A 26,652-nucleotide genomic window follows, 5' to 3' on the forward strand; every position below is an offset into this window, starting at 1 on the left:
TTGCCATCACTTCATAAATCAAGATAATCTCCAATTAGATTGCTTCAATGAAACTATAAATTTTGTGGAATAAACCCAAAAAGTGTTGAGCACAAATTTTAATGTATCGAAAACCCATCGAAAAGAATAAGATTCGACTGTACTATTATCTTGGATCTATTTCAGCAATTTTATTTATTATAATACTTATATCAGGAATCTACTCTCGAAGTCTAACCCAAGAATATCAAATAAAAATTGCTCAATTGTCTTCTGGAATAATTGACGAAAAAAAAAGATTTTTAAAGAATGCTGTAGATCGCACGATCAGTATGATTAATTGCGACTTGGAGCAGGTTTATCAGGAAACAGCATCACGAGAATTCAGCCAAGAACAAATAAAACAAATTTGTATTGATCGGATTAGTCGACAAATCAGAGGATTAAGGTTGATTGACAATGGGTATGTCTGGGTAAACAAAATTGTCAATTATGGTGGGGGAGACAAATATGCCATCAGACAAATTCATCCCAATCTTCCTCATACAGAGGGAGATTGGTTATCCACGAACACTGAAGATATCAAAGGAAATAAGCCCTACCAAATTGAGTTAGATGGCATCAAAAAGGATGGAGAAATTTATTTTGATTACTATTTTAAAAAAATGGATTCCAATAGAATTGCTCATAAAATGTCATATGCCAAGTTGTATAAGCCATGGGATTGGGTTGTGGCCACGGGTGTCTATCTGGATGATGTGGATCTGTTGGTAAAGACTGAAAGAACAAAAATGGAGGATACTCTAAATAAACAACAAAATTATTCGTTTTCCATTGCTATAATTGCATTCATATTATCCGCTTTCATTCTTATTAAGTTTGAAAAACAAATCAGTTCATTAATTCATGCTTATGAAAGAGACATGAAAGATTTCACCACCAATCTTATTGAGGAAAAAGAAAAAACAGAACGTGCTTTGGCGGAGGTCAAACAACTTAGAGGCTTAATACCAATCTGTAGCAATTGCAAGAAAATAAGAGACGATAAAGGCTACTGGAATAACTTAGAACTCTTCATTGAAAAGCATTCAGACGCATCATTTAGTCACGGTATGTGCCCAGAATGTTCAGATAAACTATATGGCGCCCAAGATTGGTATAAAGAAATGAAAAAGAAAAAAAAGTAAGTTTAATCTCCAATAATTCTTATTTTATCATTACCTCATCATCTTATATACAAAACGTTAAATGAAACGTTAAATGAAACTCTTTTGATAAAATATCATGTACTTATTTTCTTAATATAGCACATTTATTTCCGAGAAATACATTCCCAAAAATCGGAAGCTCTACCATTTGAAGACCTGGTTGCATTATCCTCTTGGTATGTGTTTTGCAAAATTATTTTCAAATAAGTGTTTGATAAATATTGAGCTCTTCAATCGGAATCCTAATTTCAAGCAATGTGATTTTAACTGCAATAAGGAGGTAGAAATGAAAAAATTATCTATTTTATTTTTTTCGTTTATGTTGTCGTTTTTAATCTCATCTAGCTGTTATGCAATTACAATTGACGTAATAGGTTTTGGGGATGGCGATTGGGGGGTAGGTAATTCTCCCGGAATTTTGGGAGAACGTGATAACTGGCAAGAGGTTGCAGAAATGGAATTTATAGCCAGTGACGCACGAATCACTGGTTCAAATTATAGTATTTATGACCCATCCACAACAGATCCAGCCTGGGGTGGTGTGATGTGGATTTATGGGTCCCCTGGTTTTGTTCAAACACAATTTACAACTCCATCTACGAGCCTCTTTGTTCAGTTTGAATCTGACAATAACGATGGTCCTGCTAATTTTTTTATTGACGGAAACTTGGTGCATAGTATGAATACCTATGCTGGCAGTTGGTTCTCGGTTGTATTTTCAGATTTAGCGTTAGGGGTTCATACTTTAAGAGTTGACGCTTCAAGTACTGGGTTTCCAAGGGATCTTGCAATTGACGCTATGGGATCTGGAGCTCCAGGAAGCCCCGTCCCAGAACCTGCCACAGTGGCACTTTTGGGCCTTGGTCTGTTAGGGCTTTCAGGGTTAAGCCGGCGCAAAATGAATAAATGATCCTGATCGACCCAAAAAATTGAAAAAAGGCAGAGTCATTACTGATTTTGCCTTTTTTCGCACTAATATATGAAAAGTAAACAAACTTGAAAGAAAAGAGTATACATTATTATTTTGCTTCGGACGCATCAGGAACCCAGACATTTCATAGCATCATGGGCGAGCATAATGGTATGGAGCCGGACTATTTGAAGTTTAAAGCCCCTCATCAATAACAGATCAATTGAACATGCCAACGATGCAGTCGCTTCCCGGGTTCAAGCGATTTTTTCCAAAGATCCAAAACTCTATCGGTATTCTGATTTTTGAAGAGGATTGGAATAATCTCAATCACCAACAATAGAAACTCCAGTACTTGGTAGGATTTTCGGCACAATAGCGACAGGACATAGACATAGCAGTCGCTCAATTTCTATCCTATAAAACCGAGAAATTAAGAAAAACTAACCTGTTCAATGTATTGAGTATGGTTCGCCTATTAAAATCCTTTCTGCTTATCATTGATGAACTTTTCGAACTGAAAATGGGAAAGATATCGAATCTTTAACTTTAGACAAAAAATTAAGATTTAGGAAATGGCTAATAAAGAGACCCGTGCGGAATTGCTCGGTTCATTCGCAAATACAATCGGGCGAGCAGGGGTATTAGATTTTGATCCAGACAATCTCATAAAGAGCAGTCCATTTCACGGAGAGCTTTCAAAATGGACCATCACGGTTCATAGTGAGGAGCTGCACATAATTCCCTTTATGTGCAACTAAAAAGAAAGGCGTTTTAGGTCGGCATGATGTGCTATGATCATGTACCGACCGACAACCCCCTATCTAATAGTTTTTTTCAGCCACCCATAAAAAGTCAGCTTGTATGGCAGGGGTTGCAGCAATGGTAACACCCATCAACTTTATGATTTGGCCATGAGGCTTTGGCTTTTGCCACGGCTCCATGGCAAGATGGATGGGTTCCCAAGTCAATTTGATTTTCTATCCTGGGCATGTGTGGACAGCCAGTAGTGGCATTGTGTACCTCATGATCTCCGTTTGTCTGTGCATTTTGGTTAATTATAAATCTTGGCATGATGAGCTTCTCCTGTGAAATGAATTAATGGTCCGGAAGATTCCGGTTTTTCGTTTAGACATTGATGCTATGGGTCCACCTGGGGAGCCCACGGCGGGACAAATAATTGACCAGGGACTGAGACCCGTAGAATTCAATCCGACCGTTCCTGGGGTATGCGAGTGCTGCTTGATCTACCCTTAACCCGGCAGCTCTGGCCTTTGCAGCAAGTCTGACCAGCAGGTTATTATTGCCTGACTGGGTTCCAGAGCTTGACCTTGCATCAAAAACCGCAAAATTTATCCAACCTCCAGATGTTGATCTCTCTTTTAAATGAGCCATCTTGATTTTCACGACTATTTTTTTCCTTTCTTCTTTGAGGGGCGTTGTGAAAGTGCGCTTCCCGCCGCGGACTTAGACGCCTCACTCGTATTTTTGTTTCGCAGCACTGAGGATGCCGCACTGGCAGCCTTGGAGGATGTCACTTTTTTTGGGGCTTTGGTTTGTGACAACGCACTGCCAGCTGCAGTTTTGGATTTGGGGCTGGTGGCCTTGTTCTTGAGCGTTGATGACGCCTTTTTGGCCGCTTTAGGACTTGTTACTTTAGATTTTGCCATTAGCTTTCCTTTTTTTACGTGTTTTTGATGTTAACCGCATTGACCGTTCCCTTTCTGTTGTTATATTAAGACGAACATTTTCAATTATTTGCCGCGCTTTAAAAATTTTTTTGGCAAATATCATCAAAAAGTAGTCTTATCTTCTTAAGCATTGATTCGAGGATATGTGAATGCTTCAAAAAAAAGGGTACGATCGATCCGTCATTGAGAAGCTTCGAGCTGTAGATTGGAATTCTATTCGGCCTCGGTTAATTAAGTATGCTCGTTCGAAAGAGTTCATGCTTGATTCTATAGGATCTGAAAAGGGCTACGAGGATATCATACAAGAAGCCATCGCACGGGTTTATGGGCAAGGTGAGAATGGGAAATACCGAAACTGGGATAGTGACAAGTATCCTGACATCGGTTTGTTTCTTAAATTCGTTATCAGAGAAATTGTACAACGAGAAGTAGAGGATTTAACCGGTTATTCGAAAGAGCAAATTTGTTGGGATGAGAACCCTGGTGAAGAAAAGGGGCTCGCTGTTGATAGTTTTGATTCGGTTGATTCTCACCACCCCGATACACCTGAAAATGCAACTCTTCGTAAGGAGCGCATTGATAAGTTATCAGCCGTGATCAAGGAGGTCGCAGACGGTGATGAAGAATTGGGCCTGATGATTATGTGTATTCATCAGGACGGCATAACAAAGAGTGCACAGATAGCGGATGAGATAGGGCTTCCTGTTGAAAAAGTGTATAATTTAAAAAAAAGGCTGAAACGCCGTCTTGAGTTTTATAAAGGTAAAACTCTGGATTGAGGATGGATCGGGAAGGGGTAAAGTATGAGCACCGACAAAAAATTGGAATATATCAAGATGCTTGACAAGCTTTCCGAGACGTTTGGTGAAAGTGACGGGCAAACGCCTGACGAGGTTAGGGAAGAGCTCCGAGAAGAAGGCTTTGATATTGATTCTGCAGAAGCGAGGTTAATTGATTTTCAGCGTAAGATGGAAATGGCAGCCCTTGCTCAGCCTCTTGATGAGGCAAAAAAGAAACGTGAACAACAGGAGTCTATGTACAGAAAAATATCTGAGCAGATAAAAGTCTGGACGCCGGAGCAAGTCATAGAACGTTTTAAAGAGCTTGCGCGAAAGGATCCGGACCTGAGTATCGCATATCGAGAATATGAAAGCGGGAAATCCGGTGGGATAGAGGAGATGAGAGAACTTCTCACAGATATTATGAGTGCAAAATCAATCCCAGATGAAGATGAAAATGGGTGCTGACCATTCTATTTCTATTCGGTACGGTTTAGCGGAGCATGCCGCTCAAGAACTCCATAAAAAATACGGCATTATTTTCCCCGAGCAAATCAGGCTACGAGATATTGCCTATGCTGAAAAAGCGCTTGTAGTTGAAAAGTCGATTACCAGCGCAGCTGCAAGCTTGGTTCGGACTAAAAATAAGGCCACTATCAGGATCTCTCCGGGAGATCGAGAAGAGAGACAGCGATTTAGTATTGCCCACGAGCTCGGCCATTTAAAGTTGAATCATCAAAACGGTAAAATCAAAACGGTATGTAGCCAAAAGGATATGATGAGTTGGTATAAAAAAAGTATCGAGACGGAAGCAAACTATTTTGCCAGTGAGCTCATCTTACCAACGACAATGCTTGAAAAATTGTGTGATGTGGAAGAAGTTGACTTTAGGCCGGTTAAAGAAATCGCTAAGACGTTTCGCTCCTCTTTGACCGCAACTGCGATAAAATTTGTTCGTCTTAATTCTGAAAAATGTGCTCTGGTTTACTCCGAGAATGGCAAAATCGTTTGGTCCTATGGGAGCCAGGACTGGGATTTTTTCATACAACGTGGGGTCCCACTTGACGAGAGGACAGAAGCATATGAATTTTTTCAGAGAAAAGAATTATATGATGACCCTATCGAAACGCCTGCAGATGCTTGGTTTAATGATAAACAAGGAATCGGAGAGGTGGTAGAACATTCGATCGGATCAAAAGAGTTTGATTTTGTTTTATCGCTGTTATGGATTAGACCCACTAACGACTGGCAATGATTACATGGGCTAAGGACTACCCCCGGGGCCAGGATTCGTTTTTCGGACAGCCTCTACAGGCTATCCCGGTACTTCCACACATTTTAAATCATCAAACCAGCGGGCAATATTACGTGTATCCCGGGATTTCCGATTTCTACCAACTCAAATTTTTGAGTAGACCGCACTTATGGTATGGAGCCGGACTATTTGAAGTTCAAAGGCCCCCACCAATAACAGATCAAAGTACCACCCTGGAAAAATCTTAATCCAGGAATTCGAATTCACCCTTGCCATCTATGCTGCAGTCAGGGTATTCTCCAATATGGTTGATTTTTAACCCTGCTTTTATTAATCTTTCCTGAATAATATGTTTTCTGGGCGTATCCCAAAATTTTCAGAAGGAGGTTTTGATTTGTTCTGACCCATTACGGAAATTGAACCTCTTAAAAAGAAAAATTCGTAGAAATCTTAATAGAGGAGGGACACTATGAGATTCATTGCCACCTATGTGACTTTTATTTATCTTATGATGGGCATACTACCAATAGGTGTTTGGGCAGACCCTGTCGTTTTTTTTGACACTATACCGGACGGCCGGGACACATTTGATACCCAGATATCCGATGCCGGTGGCACCCAGACCAATGATGCCCTGTCCGGGCTGACGAACAATACCAACACCTGGGACCGGACCGATTATATCATTACCTCAACCAACGCAGCCAACAGAGCCGTCAGCAGTGTGGCCCTTGCCACTCCAGCACCGGGCGGTATCCCCGGGGGAGATGCTATTTCCATGAATGCTGACGGTAGCATCACATCCGGCCTAACCTTTACATTTTCATCTCCAATCAACGGATTTGCAATAGATCTCCAAGGCTGGGCGACCTGCTGCTGGCCTTCTACGCTTTATATCAGCTTTGACGGGGGCACGCCAATTCCCGTGGGAACGGCAAATACCAACACTGACAATCCAGGTTTTAGTGAATTAGGAGCCTACGAAACCTTTATCGGCACCATTGATGATTCAGCCACCTTCACGACCGTAACATTGTATGGGACAGGCACAGGGGATGCCATGTTGGCAGGCGGGATTATCCGGTATGCCGTGGTGCCCATCGGCGCCATTTCCGGCAACTACACCCTGACTGTGGAAACACAGCCGGTCAGCGGTCTGGCAGAATATCTTGACGAAAATGACGACAGCGGAACCCTTCAGACAGTTGCGATCGTTTTAAATACCTACACCGCCTCCCAGGTTGCAAGTGCCATGCGGCAGATTTTCCCTGTAAATACGGTTTCCTCGGTCCAGACCGCCGTGGGGAATGTCCGTAGCGCCAGCTCCATTGTCAACGACCGCATCGGCACGGTACTCGGTGGTTTGAATGCCGCCTCTTCCCTGCAACCCACCAATACCCAGGGACCATTTTCTGGAGCCATATCTGGCTCTGATTTTAAAACCATGATGTATGCTTTCTCCAAAGCAGACTATCAACCCTTTACCAAAGGAGATTCCGGCTTGTGGATCCAGGGTGTCTACGGAAAAAGTAACGGGGATGCCACGGAAGTAAGCAACGGCTATGAGACAGAACGGTACGGCCTGCTCGCCGGGTATGAATTTGCCCTGGATGAAAAGCACCTCATTGGGGTTTATGCTAACAGCCTTTTCACGGACGTTGGCCTGGATAATAATGTGGGCGAAACTGAAATTAAAAACTATATCTTAGGGCTTTACGGCCAGAAAATTATTGGGTCCTATAAGCTGGCAGCGACCCTGGGCGGCGGCATCGCCCAATATGATTCAGTCCGCCATGTTTCCATTGGCGGTATTTCGGGCAATCCTGAAGCTGACTATGACGGTGCTAATTTTTCCGCCACCCTGTCGGGATCCAAACTGTTTGAAATCAGACCAGGATTGATGATAGAGCCTTTCCTCCAGATAGGATACCTTTACAATGAGACCGATGAATACACTGAAACCCAGGGCGATCCATACAATATGTCTGTTGAATCATGTTCCTACGCCCAGATGAATGTCAAGGCAGCCTTCACCCTGAAAAACAATTTTACCATCGGTGAAAAAAGCGGCTCATTTAAACTCAGACCCTATGTAAACCAGTTGCTTGAGGTCAGCGGAGATGATGATATCGGGGTCCGGTTTGTTGGTTCCCCCTCTCAGACTGTGATAACCGGAAGGGATGCTTCGATTACGGAAGTAGGCGGCACGCTTGAATTAGCCTGTGATCTTACCTCATCCTTTTCTGTCAAAGGTATCATTGATTATTCAGAGGATAAGTATGAAAAAGGATATCTGGGATTTTTCGGATTTAATTATTCCTGGAATTAGCGAATAATCATTTCATGGAACGGTGCAGGAATTCGTTCATTTTTAACCAGCATAGACTCCAACGTCCTTTTTATATTTACGCATTTTTTCCTTTAATCTTGGCAAAAATATTTTGTGGTACTAATTATTCTTAACTTAAAGGGTAAGAATATACATTAAACTCCTTACTCTCCAAAACCGGCCAGGCTGAAAAAATCCTGTATAAAATTGAGGAATGCCAAGGCGTTGACTTATGGTATCAAAGCTCAGGTTTTCCGATATAAAACCAGACACAAGATGTTGTGGTTATAGGAAATTGGTCTGAAGCGACAGATATAGACATATGTATCGATTATTACCTAAATCAAAAATCAGTAAAAATAAGCAATCTCGGAGTGGTGAATATTAATAACTCAACTTTCGGTGGAGTAAATATACACCACTGATCATTACTGTCCAAAATAAATTGCAATCCGAATTTTTTGTCATCAAAAACCCTTTTAATCACGCATCAGGTTTGCATTTCAAAAAACAGGTCCCAATTTTCGTTTCCTATATTTTCAGAACCTTTTAAAAGGCAATTCCATCTGTACTGGCGGTGGGGTCGTCGGCACGGTCTCAAACGGTTTATCGAGCCATTTCCAAAGATCCCTGTAGCTGAACAGGTTCCATCTCAAAAAAGCGATCAAGTTGGATAAAGACCAACCAAATTTTGATTTGAGTTGTAGAAATTTGATCAGCAGCATGGCAATTAATGCTGTCCAAATCTGTGTGTACAAGGCATTCTCACTCGTTCCGACAAAGGTCTTGATTCTCAGATTCTGTTTTATGGCCTTGAAAAACAATTCGATTTGCCAGCGATCCTTATAGATAGACGAGATGGTGGTTGCTCCGAATTTATAATGATTTGTCAGCAAAATGATTTCCCGCTGGTTATCCGCATCCCAAACAACGATTCTCCGCAATATGAATGGACATGCTTTCCGGGCATTGTGGCCGGTAAACTTGATCATTTCATCTGAGAGAATGTTTCTCCGAAGAGGTAGCTCACGCTCTGATAACACCTCATAAGCTGCATTGGTTTTCAGCCTGGTCACAAAAAATACATCTTGTGCTGTCCAGGAAGCAAACAGGCTGTAATCGTTATATCCACGGTCCATTGTGATAATTGATCCTGGTGCGAGCGGGAATCTTTTGGCATATTTGGATTCGTGATTCTTGCCATTTGATATGTAAGCATAGGAAGGCAGGTAGCCATCATGATCCAGTAGCAGATGAAGTTTAACGGCACCTTTCGTACGACGGAATTCTGCCCAGGGGAAAAGACTGAGACACAAGGATATTGTTGTGCTGTCCAAAGAAAGCAGTTTGTTTTTGAACCTGAATTTGTGACCACCAGGTGAATGTTTGCGACAAAATTCAAAGGTATCATAGAAAAGATCTTGAAACAGCTGCCATGAGCGGTTCTTATTAGCATAAGACAACGTTGATTTACTTGGCGCCGAGGATACACCGAGGTGGCGCAGTTTCCCCATGCAGCAGGCAAGGCCCCCACTGATTTCCCTCAGGCTCTTTGCCTGGGCAACTTGACAGAAAAGCATAGCAACAAAATGGTCCCAGCTTTTGAACCCCTTGGAATATCGTTCTGTTTTGTTCTTCGCTACCAGATTCATAAATTTATTACGGTTAAAAAAGGCTACCAATTGACTGAACAGACTCGCATGACGTACCATCATTTCGGAATTCTCCTTGTTTGGGATTCTCAGGTTATTGTTTGGTCGCAACAACCATAATCTCGCAAGGAGAATTCCTACAATATTTTTTTACCTAAATTCCGTTTTTGGACAACAGTGACCACTGATAATTCCTTAGGCTCACTAGAAAAACCGAAGTACTTTAGGGCCTGACCCAATCACCTGATCGAGCATCTCCTGCACCATACGCTCGGTAAAATCAAATAGTCGCCGAATATTTGCCAAAGCTAAACGCATGATCCGCTCCAAAGAAACCATAAAAGACAAATTGCTCATCTCATCGTTACAGGCTCTGAAGAGATCTCCAAACGACCTCTGGTCCATACATTCCCGCTGATAAAGGCTGAGCAGGTTATATCTGGCAATAACAAGTGATGTATGTGCGATCAGACCATCGTAATTCCTGATTTGCACCTCTTTTACCAGTTTCAGGTGCTGCTTACACATCTTGAAAAAAACTTTGATATCCCAACGTTTGCCGTACAGCCGTATGATTTCTTCGTTAGAAAGAGCCCAATCTGTGGACAGGAGTGCAAGCCAGCCTCGGTTTGTATTACAGGGAACAAAAACTATTTTTGCACGCTTACCGTTGGGAAGAGCTACGACGGCATGGGCTTTGACCTTTGCTCTTCCCCTTTTTTTCTTCAATTTCCTGTAAAGGTCGGACAACCGGAGTTTTTTGCTTTGATATTCATAATACCATTTTGGATGGTCCCTCAGCATACATATGACGTGTATGTGCTCCCGCAAACCTGCTATTGCTGAGGGCATCGAAAACCAATTGTCCATCACGACATATCTGGCTTGGACACCCATAGCAAGGGCTCTTTTTACCATTGGTACGAGGTGAGCCGTAGATTTTGTGACTGCTTCCTGGCGGCGATGGTATCCGCAGGTCCTTTTATCGATTTCAGGATTGATTTCATTGTACCGATTCTTTTTTTCTGCGGATGATAGAAGAGCAAAATCAAGTCCAAGGAAGCTATTACCGTCAGACCATCCAAGGGTCAGCATCCGAAATCCTTTAATAAACTTCATATTTGTGTGATCGAACACACGGGATAAAAGCTCCACTTTTTTAGAACGATTTCTGCTGTAGGTAGAATCGTCAAAAATAAGAACTTCTTCGGAAGAATCATCAAGAAGGCCTCTGATGATAAAATAAATCCGGCGGCTAAGATGAAAGGTAAACCGTCGCCAGTTAAATGTTGGTGTGTTCAGAAAATTGTAGGCAGCGTCCTTATCAACCTCTATTTCTTTGTTTCTCACAATGCCCTGGTACAAATTTTTATTGCAAAAAGCCAGGTTGAAAAGGGCTGTGAAGATGGCAAGCGGAGATGCCCCCTTTGTTTTAGTAATTCCTGATTGGTTCAATAGCGTGCCTATTTTGAATTTTGCAAAGTATTCATTGAGAACACCAAACCGCTCTAAATTTGTATTTTGATTTAGTGGACCGGTAAAGGTAGTATTCATTTTGACGAATTCCCTTTGTTTCGATTGTTTGTTTAGTGGTAAGCAAAGCATATCATACAAAGTGAAGTTCGTCAATTTTGATAATAATTTCAAGACATTACATCTTTTCATGTCGCTGATTTTAATCACCGAAAGTTGAGTTAATAACTCAACTTTCGACGGTGCCACTCGTTTATAAAGAATAAAAGTCCACAACAATGGGAGATGGAAAAAGCAGCTTAAGAAAAGTGTCCACTTTTACTTGACCACATCAGAGGGGGGATGATAATTATCACCAATTACGCCTTCCCCTCTTTGAAAACCTTTACGGCAGGGTCTGACGCCCTGGCCGAGTCCAACCCCCCTAAGGCGCCGCGCAGGACAGAAGGGGTTTTGTTCCCGGATTTTGATGGACAGGTTGTTACCAAATAGATAATTTTTCACCATGAACATGGCCATTCTTTATGTCCTTCATGCCCATGGTAAATTAAAATAAAAAGATGAATACTCATGGTAAAATATAAATTTATTCCCCACACAGATTTTGTACAAGTACCCTGGAAAAATGGGCTAGGGGTGACCCAGGAAATCGACAAATTAAACGTTGACGGCAAAGAAGGATTTGTCTGGCGTCTTTCCATTGCCGCAGTGGATAAAGACGGCGCATTTTCCCATTTTGAAGGGTATCAAAGAAATATCAGCGTATTGGCCGGAAACGGGATGACGCTGGATGTTGACGGAAAATCTTCAGGGGTGCTTAGGGCGTTTGAATCCTATGCATTTAGTGGGGATGCCGACACCAGTGCTGTTCTGGTTGATGGAAAAATTTCTGATTTTAACCTAATTTATGACCCTTGTTTCGTTAACGCCAGGGTTGACTGGTGTGATGTGGCTGAGGGGGTGTCTTCTGGTGTTGACGCACACACCACGGTATTCATTCTTGCCGGTACAGATAAAACAGAAATAAAAATAGATGATTCAATATTTAATCTGGGCAAGTGGGATGTCCTTCGAATAAAAACGGATGATTGTTCCTCCAAGCTTTCCATTGCCGCTCATAATACTGCGAAAGTTGGTATTGTTACCATTCAGAGCCTGAAGCCCTAACATAAATTCCATCAATGTTCACCGGTGCTGAAGGCAATGACCCTGCTGGTATTTTATGGGGCAAAATCCAAAATGCCGCGATTGCGGAAGATTCCAAAACTATTTTGGCTTTATCCCAGTCTTATACAGTCAAGCCAGAATCCATAAATTCTATCTTAAATACTATGGTTGTGCCAGTAGATGTCGATGATAAAACTGTTGGCGCACATGGGGTATCAAAGGAGGCCAACCCTGATTTCCAGACAGGCAAGAATAACGAAAGTAGTGAACACATTTATTGGCAAGGGTTTTGGTCAGAAAATAGACGGATTGTTCGCCTTTCATTCACACAAAAAGAGTTTAACTGTGAGGCCCTGTTTTAGAAAAGGATCAGGATGTTTTTACTTCTTTAAGCTGTTTCAGTTCCCAATTTAGACCCATCTCTTCAAAGAGAACCTGTGCTTTTTCTAAATATTCTTCTCCGGTAATTCCGTTGACCTTTTTGTCCTTTGATTTGGAATCTATAAGTCGCTTCCCAACCTCGAAATAGGAACGGGATAACTCTAATTTGGATCCCAATCGTTCACCTTCTTGAATCGATTTATTATACCAAATAAAGGCCTTATTTTTTTTATTAATAAGCCAGTTTATTTCACCCGCCAATCGTAATGTTTCGGTTAGAATTGGCGCAAATTTTTGAGCCGTTTTTAATACGTTCTTACACCATATTTGTGCTTGCTTTTTCGACTGGTTATATAGAGAGTGGTCTTCTTCATTGATGCTCTTAATAAGATTTGCCCGGTGATATAAAAGTCGTCCGACTACATAACGAGAATAAAAAAAAGGAGCAATATTAATCATTCCAACCGCTTTTATCAAAGATCTTATTTCAGATATTGTTTCTGTTGCCTTACTTAAATTATTTGTCAGGACCTCGATTTGTAATTTCAAGCCTAAAAAACTCACATTGTAGGCTTTATGCCCAAGATTTTCTACATGTTCTAACCCCTTTTCCACATATTTTGAAGCTTTTTCATAGTCATGAAGTTTAATCGCTTTAATACCTTTTAATTCAAGTAAATCGGTTGTTGAATGCTCATTGTTATAGACGTCACGAATTTCTTCCAAACGATCGGCAACCAATTTGACCATCTGGAAATCACCTTTTTCCAAAGATAACGGGCCTGAAAAACAAAGGTAACTAACGGCTGATTCAAAATTGGCTGTAGCAATCATTTTATCCACGCTTTTTAAATCTATTTCAAAATCCCATTTGCCGAACAGCATATTTGAAAATCCCTCAGCTACCCTATAGACATGGAGTACAATACTGTTCTCTTTTTCTCCTAAGGAATTGATTGCCAAATTAAGCGTACGCCTGGCTAAATCATATGAGATACCTGCCCAAGCGAATCCGTTACCTATAAGACACATGGTATCAAACAATGCTTGGGACTTAGAAATATCAAGGCCAAAAATTTTTTTTGCCGCAGGAAAAAAGCCTAACGACATCCTCATCGGATCTACTAAAATTAATGAAAAAGCTCTGTCATTGATAATCTCAAATATTTCTATATCATTCTCACTTGGCGTTGAACCCTTTTTCTGGCTTTTAAACCGGACGGCTATGATAATTTTGATGAAGCTCATTATGAAATTTATTTTTTGTACTGGTTTTATCGATGATTCAAAGTAACCGAGGTTTTTTAAGGCGTTATCAAAATAATCGACTGCCTCACGCCAATTGCCTTTCTTGATTAACGCTTGGGCAATGTTTTTCTGCACTCGGGCCAATTTTTTGGGTTCAATCTTATCTCCGTATTTTCTAATATAAAGATCAATAACCTGTTTATAATAGCTGATTACTTCACTGGAAGCTGAAGCCTTCATCGCCTTTTCACCGGCTTTTTCCATATACTCTTCTGTTTTGCTCAGATCATCAGCCATGTTGTAATGGTATGCCAAAGTTCCGTAAAATTCGCTGAGATGATCGGTAAATTTACTTTCGATTATCTGTGCAGTTTGTCGATGCAATTCCTTCCGTTTTTGTAACAAGATTGATTCATAAACTACTTCTTGAGTTAGGGCATGTCTAAAACAATACTCCAACTCGTGCATGCGTTTCCGTTCCTGGATAAGCTGTATCTCTACTAAATGGAACAACCGCTTATCGAGATCTTTATCCGTGGCGACGAGTTCTGCAAGAATCCGGTAAAAAAAGCTCCTGCCGATCACGGATGCTGCCTTGAGCAGATGCCGGGTCTTCTCTTCGAGCCGATCTATTCTGGCCATGAGCACATCGTTGATGGTATTGGGAATGACCATTGTATGAATTTCCTCGGTTATCTCAAATGCACCTTCCTTGGAAACCACGGCCTTCTCGTCAATAAATGAACGGACCACCTCTTCGATGAAAAAAGGATTTCCACCGGCACGCTCGATAATTCGATCCACAACAAAGCGGGAGAGCCCCCTAATCTTAAGAATATTGTTAATAAGCGCCTCGCTCATGCTTTTATTAAGGGGGTGAAGTACGATATCCAGATAATGGATGGAAAGTTTTTCCTTAATGGTTTCTACGATCCGGTCTCCTGTTTCCCTGTGGCCTGGACGAAATACATTGATAAAAAGAACCCTGTGCGTTCTCACCAAACGCATCAGCGTCTCCATAAGCTCAATAGAACTTGTATCTGCCCAGTGCAGATCTTCCATCACGATGACCAGCGGAGTCTGCTCGGACGCCCTGGCTAAAAGATCCCGTACATTTTTCTGGATCAGTTTTTCCAAGGCCTCCCCATCAATATCATCGATCTTCTCTTTATATTTGCCTGAAAGTTTCATTCCCATAAGGGTTGCAATAAAAGGCAGTTTCTCCTGCATTCCTTCCTGAAACACCCTTTGGATGGATTCCTCCAGTTTTTCCAGGGCAGCGGCCCCGGTGTCATGTTTACCTATTCGTGCCCATTGTTTCAGAATGTCAATAACCGGGTGAAAACTCAAATTCCTGCCCATGGAGACTGCCCTTCCTTCGAGAAGAGCTACCTGGTGAATGACTTCCCTCTTTTTGAGTTCAGCCACCAGTCTGGATTTACCCACGCCTGCCTCACCGATGATGTTCACTACAGAACCTTCACCGTTGACAGCCTTTAAAACTTGGATTTCTATGTTGTTGAGTTCTTTTTCTCTGCCCACCATTTCCGAAAATATCTGGCTGTCAACGTCCAATTTTTTCCTTTCGATTTTATCCAGTAGTTCATAGACATCCAGGGAATCTTCCTTGCCTTTAACTTTCACCTTGCCCAGTGGGGCGAATGCAAAATGACGGCGGGCCCTTCTGTAAGTATTTTCTGAAATCAGAACCTTGCCTGGCTTGGCTGTCTTCTCCATCCTGGCCGCGAGATTAACGGTGTCACCGATGGCCGTGTAATCCATCCTCAAATCGTCGCCAATAGAACCAACTACCACCAGACCTGTATTTAAACCCACCCGCATTCTGAATTTCACGCCAAAGTCATTTGTGACCTTTTTTCTGTATTCGATCATGGCCTTTTGAATTGTCAGGGCAGCATGACAGGCACGTTGGGCGTGGTCCTCATGGGCGATGGGTGCACCAAACAGGGCCATCACACCGTCGCCGGTGAACTGATTAATGGTTCCCTCACATTCATGAATTTCATTCATCAGAATCCTGAAGGCACCATCCATGATCCGGTGGACCTGCTCGGGGTCAAGCTTTTCTGAAAATGCGGTAAATCCTGCTACATCGGCAAAAAATACAGTCACTAATTTGCGCTCACCTTCGATGACGCTTTTATGAGCAAGGATTTTATCGACAAGAAATTTTGGAGTATAGGATTGGGGATGGAAAAACTTGTTGGACGGGATATCATTGGGTTGTTTTAACTTATACCCACATTCGCCGCAAAACTTCATCCCTTCAGGATTCTGAAATCCGCAGTCAGGACACTCCATTTGGGCACCTTTTATTGATACTATTTTGTTTTTCAGGAAATTGTACTACCTACCAATTCAAAATTAGAAAACGTACTGTAAAGAATCTGAAGGAATTATTAATTCTTTGTAACAAATTCAGAACTGGATTTCAATTCGATAGGCTATTCAAAATGAGTAGGAGTAATAAAATTAATAATAGGCTTGCACCGCTTGATCAATATCTTAATGGTTTGTACAATTTTAAATTGCTTAAAAATTCGCATTCCCGGGGCGGTGACTTATGGTATGATCCATCCTTTTTGCCTTTCAGGAAAGAGCTATCAATAGCAGAAGTAAGGTTGGTGGGTCTACTTCACCAACCTTATATGCTATACAATCTTCAGAATAACCCTACATAGAAAAATATTCAGATGTTCTTGAGTGTCTTGAGAATGCCATTTGGCAATATATTCTATTTGAACTTCCGATGGACTATAGCCTTTTTTCAAAGATCTATTCAGCTTTCGAGTAAACGCCTTTGATGTTTTACCAATGGTCCTCTTACCGTAGACAATATCAAAACCGTGAGGGCTGGGAATCAAGTCTACAGAATCTCCTGCCTGGATTTTGTTACGGGCAACATAATCTTTTGCTGATTTGTTTTTTGCAAGATAGCTTAGATAGCAGTCCTCCAATTGCATGATCAGAATTCTCTGCTTTGGCGGTGCCGGGTTTGGAATACGGGATTCACCTTTGGTAAATACATCATTGGGAAAAGTGTGTACCAAGAGCTTGGATTTAGCTCTAGATAAAGCAACGTAATATAGCCTGTAGAAATAGTCTGGTAGGTTCATACTATGCTTTTTCTGCAAGACTACATGGACTTCATCAAACTCCTTGCCTTTAGACTTATGGATGGTTGAGACTATGACCTTCGTTTCTGTGTTCTGAACATCACTGACGTTAACTTCGAAAGTATAATTCTCCCAAAATGATAAGGTTAAAAGCTCATGGTCGTCTTCAAATGCATTTATGTGATTCAATGCCAAAGGCAAAGTAGAAGAGGTGTAGGTCGCTTTCAAAAAATTTTTAGCATCCTCGAACAGTTTATGGCTGATTAGATTGGCCTCATCTTCCAGGTTGGATTTAAGATAGGCTGTGAATGAAAATATTTCATCCAACATATAAAGCTTGAATCCTTCGTTTCTCAGCAAATACATTACATCCATGTTGTGCTGTTTCAGTATAGAATAGAGATCAAGCACCTGTTCGTTCTCATGTGTCAACACCGCAATCTGGGATGAATCACTTTTAAGAATATGATCTTTTATCTCGAATAAGAATTCAGTGCTTGAATAATTGAACACCCGGACGTCTCCTTCATGGGTGCTTTTGGGAATTAATTGCTTTCCAATATGGATTCTATCCTTAATGTTTTGGGCAAATTGGTTGCAATAATTAACGAGACTGGCTTGGCTTCGGAAGTTAGTCGTTAATTGATAATGCTTCTTGGTATCTTGGTTCTCGTCTGTAAACGAGCTGATGAATCTTCTCATGAAATTTATATCAGCCCCGTTAGTTGTTTCCATGATGCACTGATCATCGTCACCAACAGCAATTATTCTTACATCATTCTCTCGTTCATTATCCTTCCGATTGGAGAATTGCCAGTACAGAGCTTTTATAAATTCGAAAGAGTCGCTGTTTACATCCTGAAATTCATCAAGGATGATGGCGTTCTTAAACGGCAACACTATTTCATCGTTATGTAGTTGGGCTGTAACCCTGCTGATCAAATCTTCAAAAACGCTTACACCATGTCCCCTATCTATTGTGATACCCGCAAGTTCTGTGGCGTAAGCGTGAAAAGTATAGATATCTATGTCATAGGCCAGGTCTCCCAATAACTGAAACAATCTCTGTTTAAACTCATGAGCTGCGGATCTTGTAAAAGTGAGCATCAAGAAATGCTCTGGCTTGTAATTCTCGTCCAGGATCATGTGAGCAATCTTATTGATGAGGACCATGGTTTTGCCAGTGCCTGGTCCTGCCAGAATCAGCATAGTTCTGGATTTATCGTCAAATACAACCTCCTTTTGTTCTTCAGTCAGCCCTTTCTTAATTTTCTTATACCTATGTTGGGAAACCGGAAGGTTAACAAGCCGTGACAGTTTATTAGCTCTGATGAACTCGTCATAGTCCATAGAAAAGTAATCTTGGGCAAAGGCTTGGGCTTTATCCGGAGATGCTTCTAATAGATCTATGTACTGATTAATTATATGGACGGAAGCCCTTTTGCGCTGATACATCGGGGCCATACGGCGCTTATAGTCCTCCAACGTATATTGTTTCCTTGCATCGAAATCCTTATTCATTAGAACCTCGATGCGCATATGGTGGAGAACTCTTCCTCCTTCTAATTTGATCAGAAAAATGTTGTGGAGGTACATGACAGCTTGATCATAACCACTTACTGGAATCCTTCTTTTCAAAGTATTATTGCAAGAGTGAACCATGGTTTCATAGGGAATGATTAATTTGTCTTTTTTATTGTCTCGGTAGGCTTGAAGCAGGTATTTGGCTGTTGTCTCAAGAGTTTCCAAGAAGTCTGACAGCCTGGTTTGAGCCTTTTTATGATCAACGAGACTAAGATGCCAATACTGATCATTTGCTTTTCTTCTGTAGCATTCGATCACACCTCTCCGGGTTATAGAAAACAGAAGGTATTTCAATACGTAAGCGTAATCTGAAAACTGGATTGATATCCCTTCATCATTAAGGCGTTGATTTAAGTCTTTAAGTTTGAATCGGGTTTGAGACAGTTGGTTCAATATGGGAAGTAGTTTGGTTTTCAATGCAGGGATAATCTGGACGAGCTGAAGTAGTTTGCGCTGTCGAAAACCGCCAATGATCAAATCTTCCTTCAAGGAGATCAAATCCATCTGGCGCATTTGGTCAAGAACTCTATAGATTTCGTTGACATCCAGATTCAAAAGATGGGCTAAATCTTCGATGTGCAGGCTGAACCTCTGTCCGCTTTTTTTAATCAGAGTCTTAGAAACCAATACAATAGACTTGACCTGAATACGTTCGTTCTCATCCTCAGCAGTTTCTGATAGGCCGTTGCTTTTGAGGATCTCGTGCACGTCTTCCATAGATGAAAAGTGCAGTGACGTGACCCAGACATCCGGAATATTATAACCGCGCTTGAGGTATCCACACCTTTCAAGCTCCAATATGGCAGTTTTAATCTTAGTGTCAAAACCTGCATTCTCATCATCGGTCTGAATCCCAATGCTCTGCGCTAACTCATGAATCGATACAACGATTCGTTTTTTATCGTCCTTGGTCTTCATCCCATCATAGCTTTTGATGACCTGGAATACCTTTTTAATCTCCGGTTGTGTTACCTTTTGACGGATTTGAGAGAAAAACAGTTTATCAAAATCATCAGAGTTGAACAGGAGATGGCAATGGGCTTGTCCACCATCCCTGCCACCACGACCGGATTCCTGCATATAGTCTTCAAGGCTGGCAGAGATTTCATAATGCATGACATGGCGTATATCTGGCTTATCTATGCCCATACCAAAGGCTGTTGTCGCAACTATCCCTGCAGCTTCATTTTTGATGAATCCGGTTAGCGTATTATTTTTAACTGAAGATGATAACCCGGCATGGAAAGGCAGGATAGAACGCCCCAAATCTGTGCTTAGTTGTTCTGCAATATCCTCGCACTGTTTTCTACTGGCAGGGTTGTATATCAGAATCGGATCTTCAATCTCTCTGACTTTAGCTGTCAGAGCCATAGCTTTTTCTTTTTTGTTTTTAAACCGTTGAGCACTGTATGTTAGATTGGTTCTATTAGGCGATGCGATATAGGTTTTGAATGTAACCCCAAGAGTTCCCTTAAAATACCCCTCGATGTCTTCAATGGTCTTTTTGTTGGCCGTTGCCGTGAAGCAGGAAAGTGGAATTGGGGTTCCATTGTATTTCTGATCCGTTATCTTTTGTATGAAACTGGCAATGTAATAGTAATCATGGCGAAAGTCATTTCCCCAAGTGGAAAGACAATGAGCCTCATCAATGACTATTCGATCAATATACCTGAACTTTAAAATGCGCTCCAAATTTTTAGATCGTAGGGATTCCGGAGCAAGATAGAGTATATCCACTGAACCATTGATGATACGGCGAATGATCGTCCTTCTTTGCGGAAGAGTCAGGTAGCCGCTTAACGCCTCAGCAGAAGATAAACCGACAAGTTTCTTATTGAAGTTGAAGATATGGTCTTTCATCAAAGCTTGTAATGGAGAGATAACCACTGTAAGGCTCTTGGTTTTCTTAGCTTTGATTATGGCAGGCAACCAGAACGTAAAAGTCTTACCGCCACCGGTTGGCAACACAGTTAAAAGGTGTTCCCGTTTAAGAGTATCCGTAATGATATCCTTTTGAGAAACCGTTTGGCCATGAGCAAAGAGGTCTTTTTCTGCTCCCAATTTGGGAAAAGCCCGAAAACTGTCAAATCCAAAATAAGTCTTTGCACTTTCTGTAAGGTTCTTGATTTCATACTCAGGGTCGAAGGTCAATGAGACCAACAACTCCTGGATATGTGGGTAATCAAAGTACACCTTGGGGGGGAATGCCCTTACTTCAATATCATTGTGCAAAACACTGAGAATGAAAGCCAGCGCCACAGGATCTTGCTCAATCAATTTATCCATCTTCGTGCTATTTCTTATTTTGTTGTTCAGCACTTTTACGATCAAAGAGTTTAAGTCTGACACTGTATCGGGCAAATCAGATTCAATCAAACGGAAGAACGCCTTGAACCGGTTGGTTTTGCATAGCAGGGTATGATAGATGATTTTTAACTCATCACTGAGTTCTGAAAACCTTTTGACCAACTTGAATAGAAGTTCACGGGTAATTTTGGCATCTTCCAAAGGATCGCTTATTCTCTCGGGGTCATCAGCCTTATATGCTTTAGGTAATTTGTGCAGGGTCTTTTCATTGAAAAACAGTAAAGATAGATCAAGGGTATCGATGACTTCCAGATCCTGTATTAACTGGGAGAGCCTTGTCTCCATAAGGTAATGGTAATCGAAAGCTCTGATGTTATGCCCGCATAGGTATTGGGGTTGATAGGGTTCGATCAGCTCGAAGATTTGAGAAGCAGATCCACTTTTGTATTGATAATGCCCAATGACAACACCAATCTCCCTGATAGTTTTGGCATCATTGTTAAGGGGCTCAAGATCAAGATACAATATTGATTGAAACGGTTCCAAATAGCACTCCTTGCCAATCATCGAAACTGAAGCACTATAAACTCCTCATTCAAAGAAAACAATCGGGGTTTTCCTGATTTTTGATGAGCTTGATTGATAGTAGCTAATCAAAATTGCTCTTGAATCACTGAAAAATATGTGGTTGAGAAATGGTATTCCTTCTCTGGCTTTGAGATTTTTTTGTGGGGCTCAATGCTTTTGGCATTGTTCACTGCCAGACAAATCAAATATTCAACCGACTTGGCATCAAGTTCGATTTTAAAAATGATCATATATTCGGACGATAACCACAAGGAAAATGAGTAATGCCAGGGCCACACTAATAAAAAATTACCAGCCCTGTTTTTAAAGTACACATTAATATCTGAAGAAGTAACCGCCCTGGACTGCAATCCGCTTGGCGTTCAAGTACAGGGATAGTCTGAGGGACTGCGCCTGATTGAAGGGCGAGTTCCTCAGCGGATTCAGGTTGATAATGGATCGGAATTCATATCGAAGGAGTTGGATAAGTGGGCATATGAAAACAAGGTGGTCTTGGATTTCTCCAGACCAGGCAGACCAACAGATAACCCTTTTATTGAATCGTTCAATGGAAGCTTCAGGGATGAATGTTTAAATGTAAATTGGTTTCTTTCCATTGACGACGCCAGAGAAAAAATTAATACTTGGTGGAAAGAGTATAATGAATTCCGGCCTCATTCCTCGTTAGGAGATTTGACTCCTTTTGAGTTCCGGTATCAAGTAAAAGAAGCCCGAATTTTCTAAATTTGCCCGGTCCAGGATATGGGAGAGGCTCATAAGAAATAAATCTAAAATTATAGTTGGTATTTTAAAATGGGTGATACAATTTTTTATTCTTGGCAATCAGATTTGCCAAATCATACAAATAGAGGCCTCATTCAATCTGCTTTAGAAAAGGCAACAAAAGATATTAAACTGGATGAGTCTATAGCCATAGAACCTGTTGTAGATCGTGATACTCTTGGAGAACCCGGATCTCCTGATATCGCTGCCACAATTTTTCGAAAAATTGAGTCCGCTAAAATTTTTGTAGGTGACGTTTCTTGTGTGAATAAATCCCAAAATGGAAGATTGTTTCCAAATCCTAATGTTTTGATTGAGTTAGGATATGCTTTAAAATCAATTTCTTCTGAAAGAATTATTCTTGTATTCAATACAGAATACGGGGATGTGTCTGAATTACCTTTTGATCTCCGATTCAAGCGTGTTCTAACCTATAACATGGGACAAGATGATGAGCCGGGTCCAATAAGAAAGATTCTTAGAAAAAACCTTAAAAATGCCTTGAAAGCTATTTTTGAATACCTTGAAGAAAATTCAGAAGATAAAGAGAAAATAGAATATCTAAGCCACCTCAATATGGTTCTTACTAAAATAATACTTTACGGAGAAGAATCGAGACAACGAGATATAAACCCATGGGCTCAAGAAGTTATAGATTCTTATGAAGATGGTATCGGTGAAGTCCGGGAATTAATTGCTAAAGAACTTGCTCTAAATATTGAGGTTGCTGATGATTTAGAAATTCTAATCACCCAGTTGAATGAAGTCGTTGATTTTCCAAAAGGAATAGGGCGAGAATCTTGGGAAAATTTTAATAAATTGGTTGATAATGCAGTCGCAACAGCCTGGAAAATAAAAAAAGCTCATATAGATGCTATACCAATTAGAGAGGAATCAAAATTAAAAATATCCAAAATAATAGCGCAAAAACAACGTGTTCTTAATCAAGAAATTACCAGGTATGAAAAATCTAATGGCAGTATGAAATATAAAATATTCGACGATATTCGCTCAACTGTTTCAGACTTTGGATATATCGTTCTCCAAATTAGCTATTATAATTTCAATGGAATTAAAACAGGCCTGTCAGAAGCATTGAGAGAAATCGCTAAGCCTTTACATACTATTGAGCTTCGTTATGAAATGAAGGGCAATGATTCCGAAGAAGATTTTATTGAAGAAGTAAAAAATAGTATTTTGAAAATTGAGTCACTTCTAAAAGGGATAGTTATGTAAAATAGGAGACTAAAAATATAAGGACAATCATGGACTATTTTGAGCAAGTTGAGAAGCTGTCCCTCCGCCCTATAACTTCACCGAATACCGGTTTTAGACCTGGTCAGTTAGGAGGTATTCATGCCGCACTCTCACATTTTTCTGTTTATGATGACCCAGCTATTATTTGTTTGCCCACAGGGTATGGTAAGACTGCGATAATTATGTCATTGCCATTCGTAATGAAAGCAAAGCGAGTATTAGTTGTTGAGCCATCAAACGCTTTAAGGAAACAAACGGCTTCCCACTTTAAAGAACTATCTGTTCTGAAACGTCTTAATGTTGTAGCTGAAAATGCAGATAACCCGATTGTCCTTTTACAACAAGGTCAGATATCATCATTGGACCAATGGGAAGAAATGAAAAAATATGATGTTGTTGTTTCTACTCCTGCGAGTAGTTCCCCAGTAAACAGTGGAACTGTTCCAGATGACTTGTTTGATTTAATTATCTTCGATGAAGCCCATCATGCTCCAGCAGAAACATGGTCAGCTTATATAGAAAAATTTTCTGGTGCAAATTTTGTGTTCCTTACAGCAACACCCTTCAGAAGAGATAACAAAGCTATACCCGGCAGGCTCTGTTATTTTTACCCTGTGCTAAAAGCATCAAGGGAAAAAGCGTTTGGAAAAGTTATTTATAAACCGGCATTAGTTACTAATGACCATAATGACAACGAAATCGATCAAGCCATTGCTTCCGCTGCTGTGAGTCAATTAAGAAAAGATCAAGCTAATGGATATGATCATAGGATTTTCGCTAGAGCGGCATCCAGACCGAAGGCAAAAGAGTTGGTTGAGGTATATGAAAATGAGGGTGCTAAAGTAGCAGCCATTACAAGCTATTTAACCAAGAAAAAGCAAGATGAGACCGAAGATGCCCTCATAAATGGAGAATTGGATGGAGTCGTTTGTGTTGATATGTTTGGCGAAGGTTATGATTTTCCTAAACTGAAAATTGCGGCGCTCCATGCTCCTCACAAATCATTGGTTCCCTCCTTACAATTCATTGGTAGATTTGCGAGGACTAATGACGAACGAACCAGTGATGCTACACTCATAACCGCACCTACTCGTCTAAAAGAGGCCACATCAAGGCTTTTTGAAATAGGGATAGATGTGGCTGAATTAATAGACGAAGTGTCACGGGAGCAGATTGAAAGGTCCGATAAGGATCGGGAGATACTTGATCTGTTGAAGATAAAAATTCAACGAGACTCAGATTATGAGTCCGTTTCACCTTTATTATTCAAACTATACGCACATGCTAGAATTTTCGATTGTAATTCAACACCTGATTTTTCGTTGGTAGGACATAATATATGTGGCTTCTTACCAATAGTAAAACAATGGGTCTCCGATGATGGGCTGATTAGTTTAATATTAACCGTAGACGATTCACCTCCGAATTGGGCCAAATCTGACGCTATTTCAAATTTGAGACATGATGTATTTCTTTTGGCATACAACGAGGCGACCAAATATTGTTTTATCGGTTCCACTCGCCGAACGGACAAAATATATTTGGATTTAATGGAACAATCATGCTCAAAGCAGCATCGCCCAGTGAGTTATGAGGTGACTCGCAGGGCTATAGCCGGCTTAGGTAGCCTTCGGTTCTATAACGTGGGGTTAAAAAACAAAGCCGTTAACACTCAGGCTGAATCATATCGTGTTTTAACTGGACCAAGTGCAGAGAGAGCTGTAACCGCCGGAGATGCGAGAGCGTTTGTGCAAGGGCATTTTTTTGGTAGTGGAGAAGCTGAAGATGGACGAGAGACAGTTGGGGCGAGCAGCAGTTCCAGAGTTTGGAGCAACAAACGATTAACGGTATCTGAATATCTCGATTGGCTTTCAATACTAAATGCAAGATTAAGCGGTAATGATGCTGTCGCTCAATCTCAATTAGATATAGTTCAACATGCAAAAGTTCTCTCTGAAATTCCAATTATTGTAATAGCCGCAGGTTGGAATAAATCGGCTTATAGATCTGCTCCAAGAATAAGGTATCGTATGGATGGATCACAGAACTGGAATTTTCAACAAATTACCGATTTTGATATTTTTAATTTCACTACATCTGATGATCGTAAATCATTATCTTTCAAAATCGGATTTGAGGATATTGAAGTGCGCTATATCTTCTCAATTAGTGGTGGTGCGCTTATTCAAAAGAAAGATCCTGAATGGAATGTCGAGGTTTTGTCTGGAGTAGATGATTGGACAGCTTTTGAACAATGGATGTCCACGCATCCGCCTACATTTTACGCATCCGACAAATCGTCATTCCAGGGGGTAAATCAAATTTCTCCACCTTCAACAGTTTTACTGTCTTTGTCAGAGCACGATACGGAAGTACTCGATTGGGGGGATTGTGATATAAAAACAGAATTTAATATCGAAAAGGCATCCCCCGATTTAACAGTACATCAACTTTTAGAAAGAGAGTTATTAGGGTTAAACGGAATTGTGTCATTATTCTATGATCACCGATCCGGAGAGGCAGCAGATTTCATTGCCGTCACAAGAAATGACTTAAATGAAGTGTTCGTAAAACTATATCATTGCAAAAGCGCAGGTGGAAATCCCTCTGGAGGTAGGGTCGATGACGCTTATGAAGTAGCTGGTCAAATGGTAAAATCTGTATCTTACTGTGAAGTTTCAATCCTATGTGAGCATATGACTCATAGATCAAATGAAAATAGGCATATAAACCCCTCTGCATTTATTTTAGGAGAGTTGGAATCAACTGTAGGTTTGCTTAAAAGCACAGTTCCAAACAAATTGTTTTTTGAAATATATGCTGTACAACCTGGAATATCTATAAATATGATTGATGACCATTTATCTGATTTAATGGCTTTTGGGTTGGAATATGTTTTTAGAGGTGGAGCCGCAACGGCTAAGTGGATAATAAATGTGTAATTT

Annotated in this window: 14 protein-coding genes and 3 pseudogenes; 12 read left to right on the forward strand and 5 right to left on the reverse strand. The window is 40.8% G+C overall.

Going from position 1 to position 26,652, the window contains the following annotated elements; all coding sequences use genetic code 11:
- The first annotated feature begins 101 nt into the window (after positions 1-101).
- From HUN04_06105 to HUN04_06135, 7 genes and pseudogenes are all read left to right on the forward strand, one after another.
- Positions 102-752, forward strand: a pseudogene (locus HUN04_06105) (cache domain-containing protein).
- A gap of 721 nt (positions 753-1,473) precedes the next feature.
- Positions 1,474-2,097, forward strand: coding sequence for a PEP-CTERM sorting domain-containing protein (locus tag HUN04_06110; GenBank protein WDP89322.1), 624 nt, complete (start codon positions 1,474-1,476; stop codon positions 2,095-2,097).
- A 1,386-nt stretch (positions 2,098-3,483) separates the two neighbouring features.
- On the forward strand, positions 3,484-3,795 hold the full coding sequence (locus HUN04_06115; GenBank protein WDP89323.1) for a hypothetical protein: 312 nt from the start codon (positions 3,484-3,486) through the stop codon (positions 3,793-3,795).
- Between the two features lie 142 nt (positions 3,796-3,937).
- Complete coding sequence (locus tag HUN04_06120; GenBank protein ID WDP89324.1) at positions 3,938-4,567, forward strand: sigma-70 family RNA polymerase sigma factor; 630 nt, start codon at positions 3,938-3,940, stop codon at positions 4,565-4,567.
- A 24-nt stretch (positions 4,568-4,591) separates the two neighbouring features.
- Positions 4,592-5,035 carry a hypothetical protein gene (locus tag HUN04_06125; protein ID WDP89325.1) on the forward strand — a complete coding sequence of 148 codons (444 nt, stop codon included), beginning with the start codon at positions 4,592-4,594 and terminating at the stop codon, positions 5,033-5,035.
- On the forward strand, positions 5,025-5,822 hold the full coding sequence (locus HUN04_06130; protein ID WDP89326.1) for an ImmA/IrrE family metallo-endopeptidase: 798 nt from the start codon (positions 5,025-5,027) through the stop codon (positions 5,820-5,822). Before HUN04_06125 ends, HUN04_06130 begins: the two co-directional genes overlap by 11 nt.
- Before the next feature lie 469 nt (positions 5,823-6,291).
- Positions 6,292-8,151 carry an autotransporter domain-containing protein gene (locus HUN04_06135; protein WDP89327.1) on the forward strand — a complete coding sequence of 620 codons (1,860 nt, stop codon included), beginning with the start codon at positions 6,292-6,294 and terminating at the stop codon, positions 8,149-8,151.
- 539 nt (positions 8,152-8,690) lie between these two features.
- Here the strand turns inward: HUN04_06135 and HUN04_06140 are convergent.
- The 3 genes and pseudogenes from HUN04_06140 to HUN04_06150 form a co-directional block, all read right to left on the reverse strand.
- Complete coding sequence (locus tag HUN04_06140) at positions 8,691-9,863, reverse strand: IS4 family transposase (GenBank protein WDP93179.1); 1,173 nt, start codon at positions 9,861-9,863, stop codon at positions 8,691-8,693.
- A 143-nt stretch (positions 9,864-10,006) separates the two neighbouring features.
- Positions 10,007-11,357 (reverse strand): annotated as a pseudogene (locus HUN04_06145) (transposase).
- Positions 11,358-11,594: 237 nt separating this feature from the next.
- Positions 11,595-11,795: a hypothetical protein gene (locus HUN04_06150; GenBank protein ID WDP89328.1), complete on the reverse strand. Its 201-nt coding sequence runs from the start codon at positions 11,793-11,795 to the stop codon at positions 11,595-11,597.
- A gap of 51 nt (positions 11,796-11,846) precedes the next feature.
- Here HUN04_06150 and HUN04_06155 point away from each other — a divergent pair, with 51 nt between their 5' ends.
- Complete coding sequence (locus HUN04_06155; protein WDP89329.1) at positions 11,847-12,443, forward strand: HutD family protein; 597 nt, start codon at positions 11,847-11,849, stop codon at positions 12,441-12,443.
- 14 nt (positions 12,444-12,457) lie between these two features.
- Entirely contained in the window at positions 12,458-12,805 is a 348-nt protein-coding gene (locus tag HUN04_06160) for a hypothetical protein (protein WDP89330.1), read from the forward strand.
- Between the two features lie 7 nt (positions 12,806-12,812).
- Here HUN04_06160 and HUN04_06165 read toward each other — a convergent pair whose 3' ends face one another.
- On the reverse strand, positions 12,813-16,394 hold the full coding sequence (locus tag HUN04_06165; GenBank protein ID WDP89331.1) for an AAA family ATPase: 3,582 nt from the start codon (positions 16,392-16,394) through the stop codon (positions 12,813-12,815).
- A 350-nt stretch (positions 16,395-16,744) separates the two neighbouring features.
- Positions 16,745-21,646, reverse strand: a complete 4,902-nt coding sequence (locus tag HUN04_06170) for a RecQ family ATP-dependent DNA helicase (GenBank protein ID WDP89332.1) — start codon at positions 21,644-21,646, stop codon at positions 16,745-16,747.
- Between the two features lie 444 nt (positions 21,647-22,090).
- Between HUN04_06170 and HUN04_06175 the strand changes: the two are divergent.
- The 3 genes and pseudogenes from HUN04_06175 (at position 22,091) to HUN04_06185 (ending at position 26,649) form a co-directional block, all read left to right on the forward strand.
- A pseudogene (locus HUN04_06175) lies at positions 22,091-22,411 on the forward strand (transposase).
- Positions 22,412-22,480: 69 nt separating this feature from the next.
- Positions 22,481-23,686, forward strand: a complete 1,206-nt coding sequence (locus tag HUN04_06180; GenBank protein WDP89333.1) for a hypothetical protein — start codon at positions 22,481-22,483, stop codon at positions 23,684-23,686.
- 29 nt (positions 23,687-23,715) lie between these two features.
- Positions 23,716-26,649 (forward strand): DEAD/DEAH box helicase family protein, encoded by a 2,934-nt coding sequence (locus HUN04_06185; GenBank protein ID WDP89334.1) that lies wholly within the window; start codon positions 23,716-23,718, stop codon positions 26,647-26,649.
- Positions 26,650-26,652 lie beyond the last annotated feature (3 nt).

Origin of the sequence: Desulfobacter sp. (genome assembly GCA_028768525.1) — a bacterium.
GTDB lineage: Bacteria > Desulfobacterota > Desulfobacteria > Desulfobacterales > Desulfobacteraceae > Desulfobacter.

What these genes read in the sequence shown, in the direction of transcription:
- HUN04_06110 (WDP89322.1), top strand. Translation starts at nt 1,474, where the DNA reads ATGAAAAAATTATCTATTTTATTTTTTTCGTTTATGTTGTCGTTTTTA.
- HUN04_06115 (WDP89323.1), top strand. Translation starts at nt 3,484, where the DNA reads ATGAGCCATCTTGATTTTCACGACTATTTTTTTCCTTTCTTCTTTGAG.
- HUN04_06120 (WDP89324.1), top strand. Translation starts at nt 3,938, where the DNA reads ATGCTTCAAAAAAAAGGGTACGATCGATCCGTCATTGAGAAGCTTCGA.
- HUN04_06125 (WDP89325.1), top strand. Translation starts at nt 4,592, where the DNA reads ATGAGCACCGACAAAAAATTGGAATATATCAAGATGCTTGACAAGCTT.
- HUN04_06130 (WDP89326.1), top strand. Translation starts at nt 5,025, where the DNA reads ATGGGTGCTGACCATTCTATTTCTATTCGGTACGGTTTAGCGGAGCAT.
- HUN04_06135 (WDP89327.1), top strand. Translation starts at nt 6,292, where the DNA reads ATGAGATTCATTGCCACCTATGTGACTTTTATTTATCTTATGATGGGC.
- HUN04_06140 (WDP93179.1), bottom strand. Translation starts at nt 9,863, where the DNA reads ATGGTACGTCATGCGAGTCTGTTCAGTCAATTGGTAGCCTTTTTTAAC.
- HUN04_06150 (WDP89328.1), bottom strand. Translation starts at nt 11,795, where the DNA reads ATGGCCATGTTCATGGTGAAAAATTATCTATTTGGTAACAACCTGTCC.
- HUN04_06155 (WDP89329.1), top strand. Translation starts at nt 11,847, where the DNA reads ATGGTAAAATATAAATTTATTCCCCACACAGATTTTGTACAAGTACCC.
- HUN04_06160 (WDP89330.1), top strand. Translation starts at nt 12,458, where the DNA reads ATGTTCACCGGTGCTGAAGGCAATGACCCTGCTGGTATTTTATGGGGC.
- HUN04_06165 (WDP89331.1), bottom strand. Translation starts at nt 16,394, where the DNA reads ATGGAGTGTCCTGACTGCGGATTTCAGAATCCTGAAGGGATGAAGTTT.
- HUN04_06180 (WDP89333.1), top strand. Translation starts at nt 22,481, where the DNA reads ATGGGTGATACAATTTTTTATTCTTGGCAATCAGATTTGCCAAATCAT.
- HUN04_06185 (WDP89334.1), top strand. Translation starts at nt 23,716, where the DNA reads ATGGACTATTTTGAGCAAGTTGAGAAGCTGTCCCTCCGCCCTATAACT.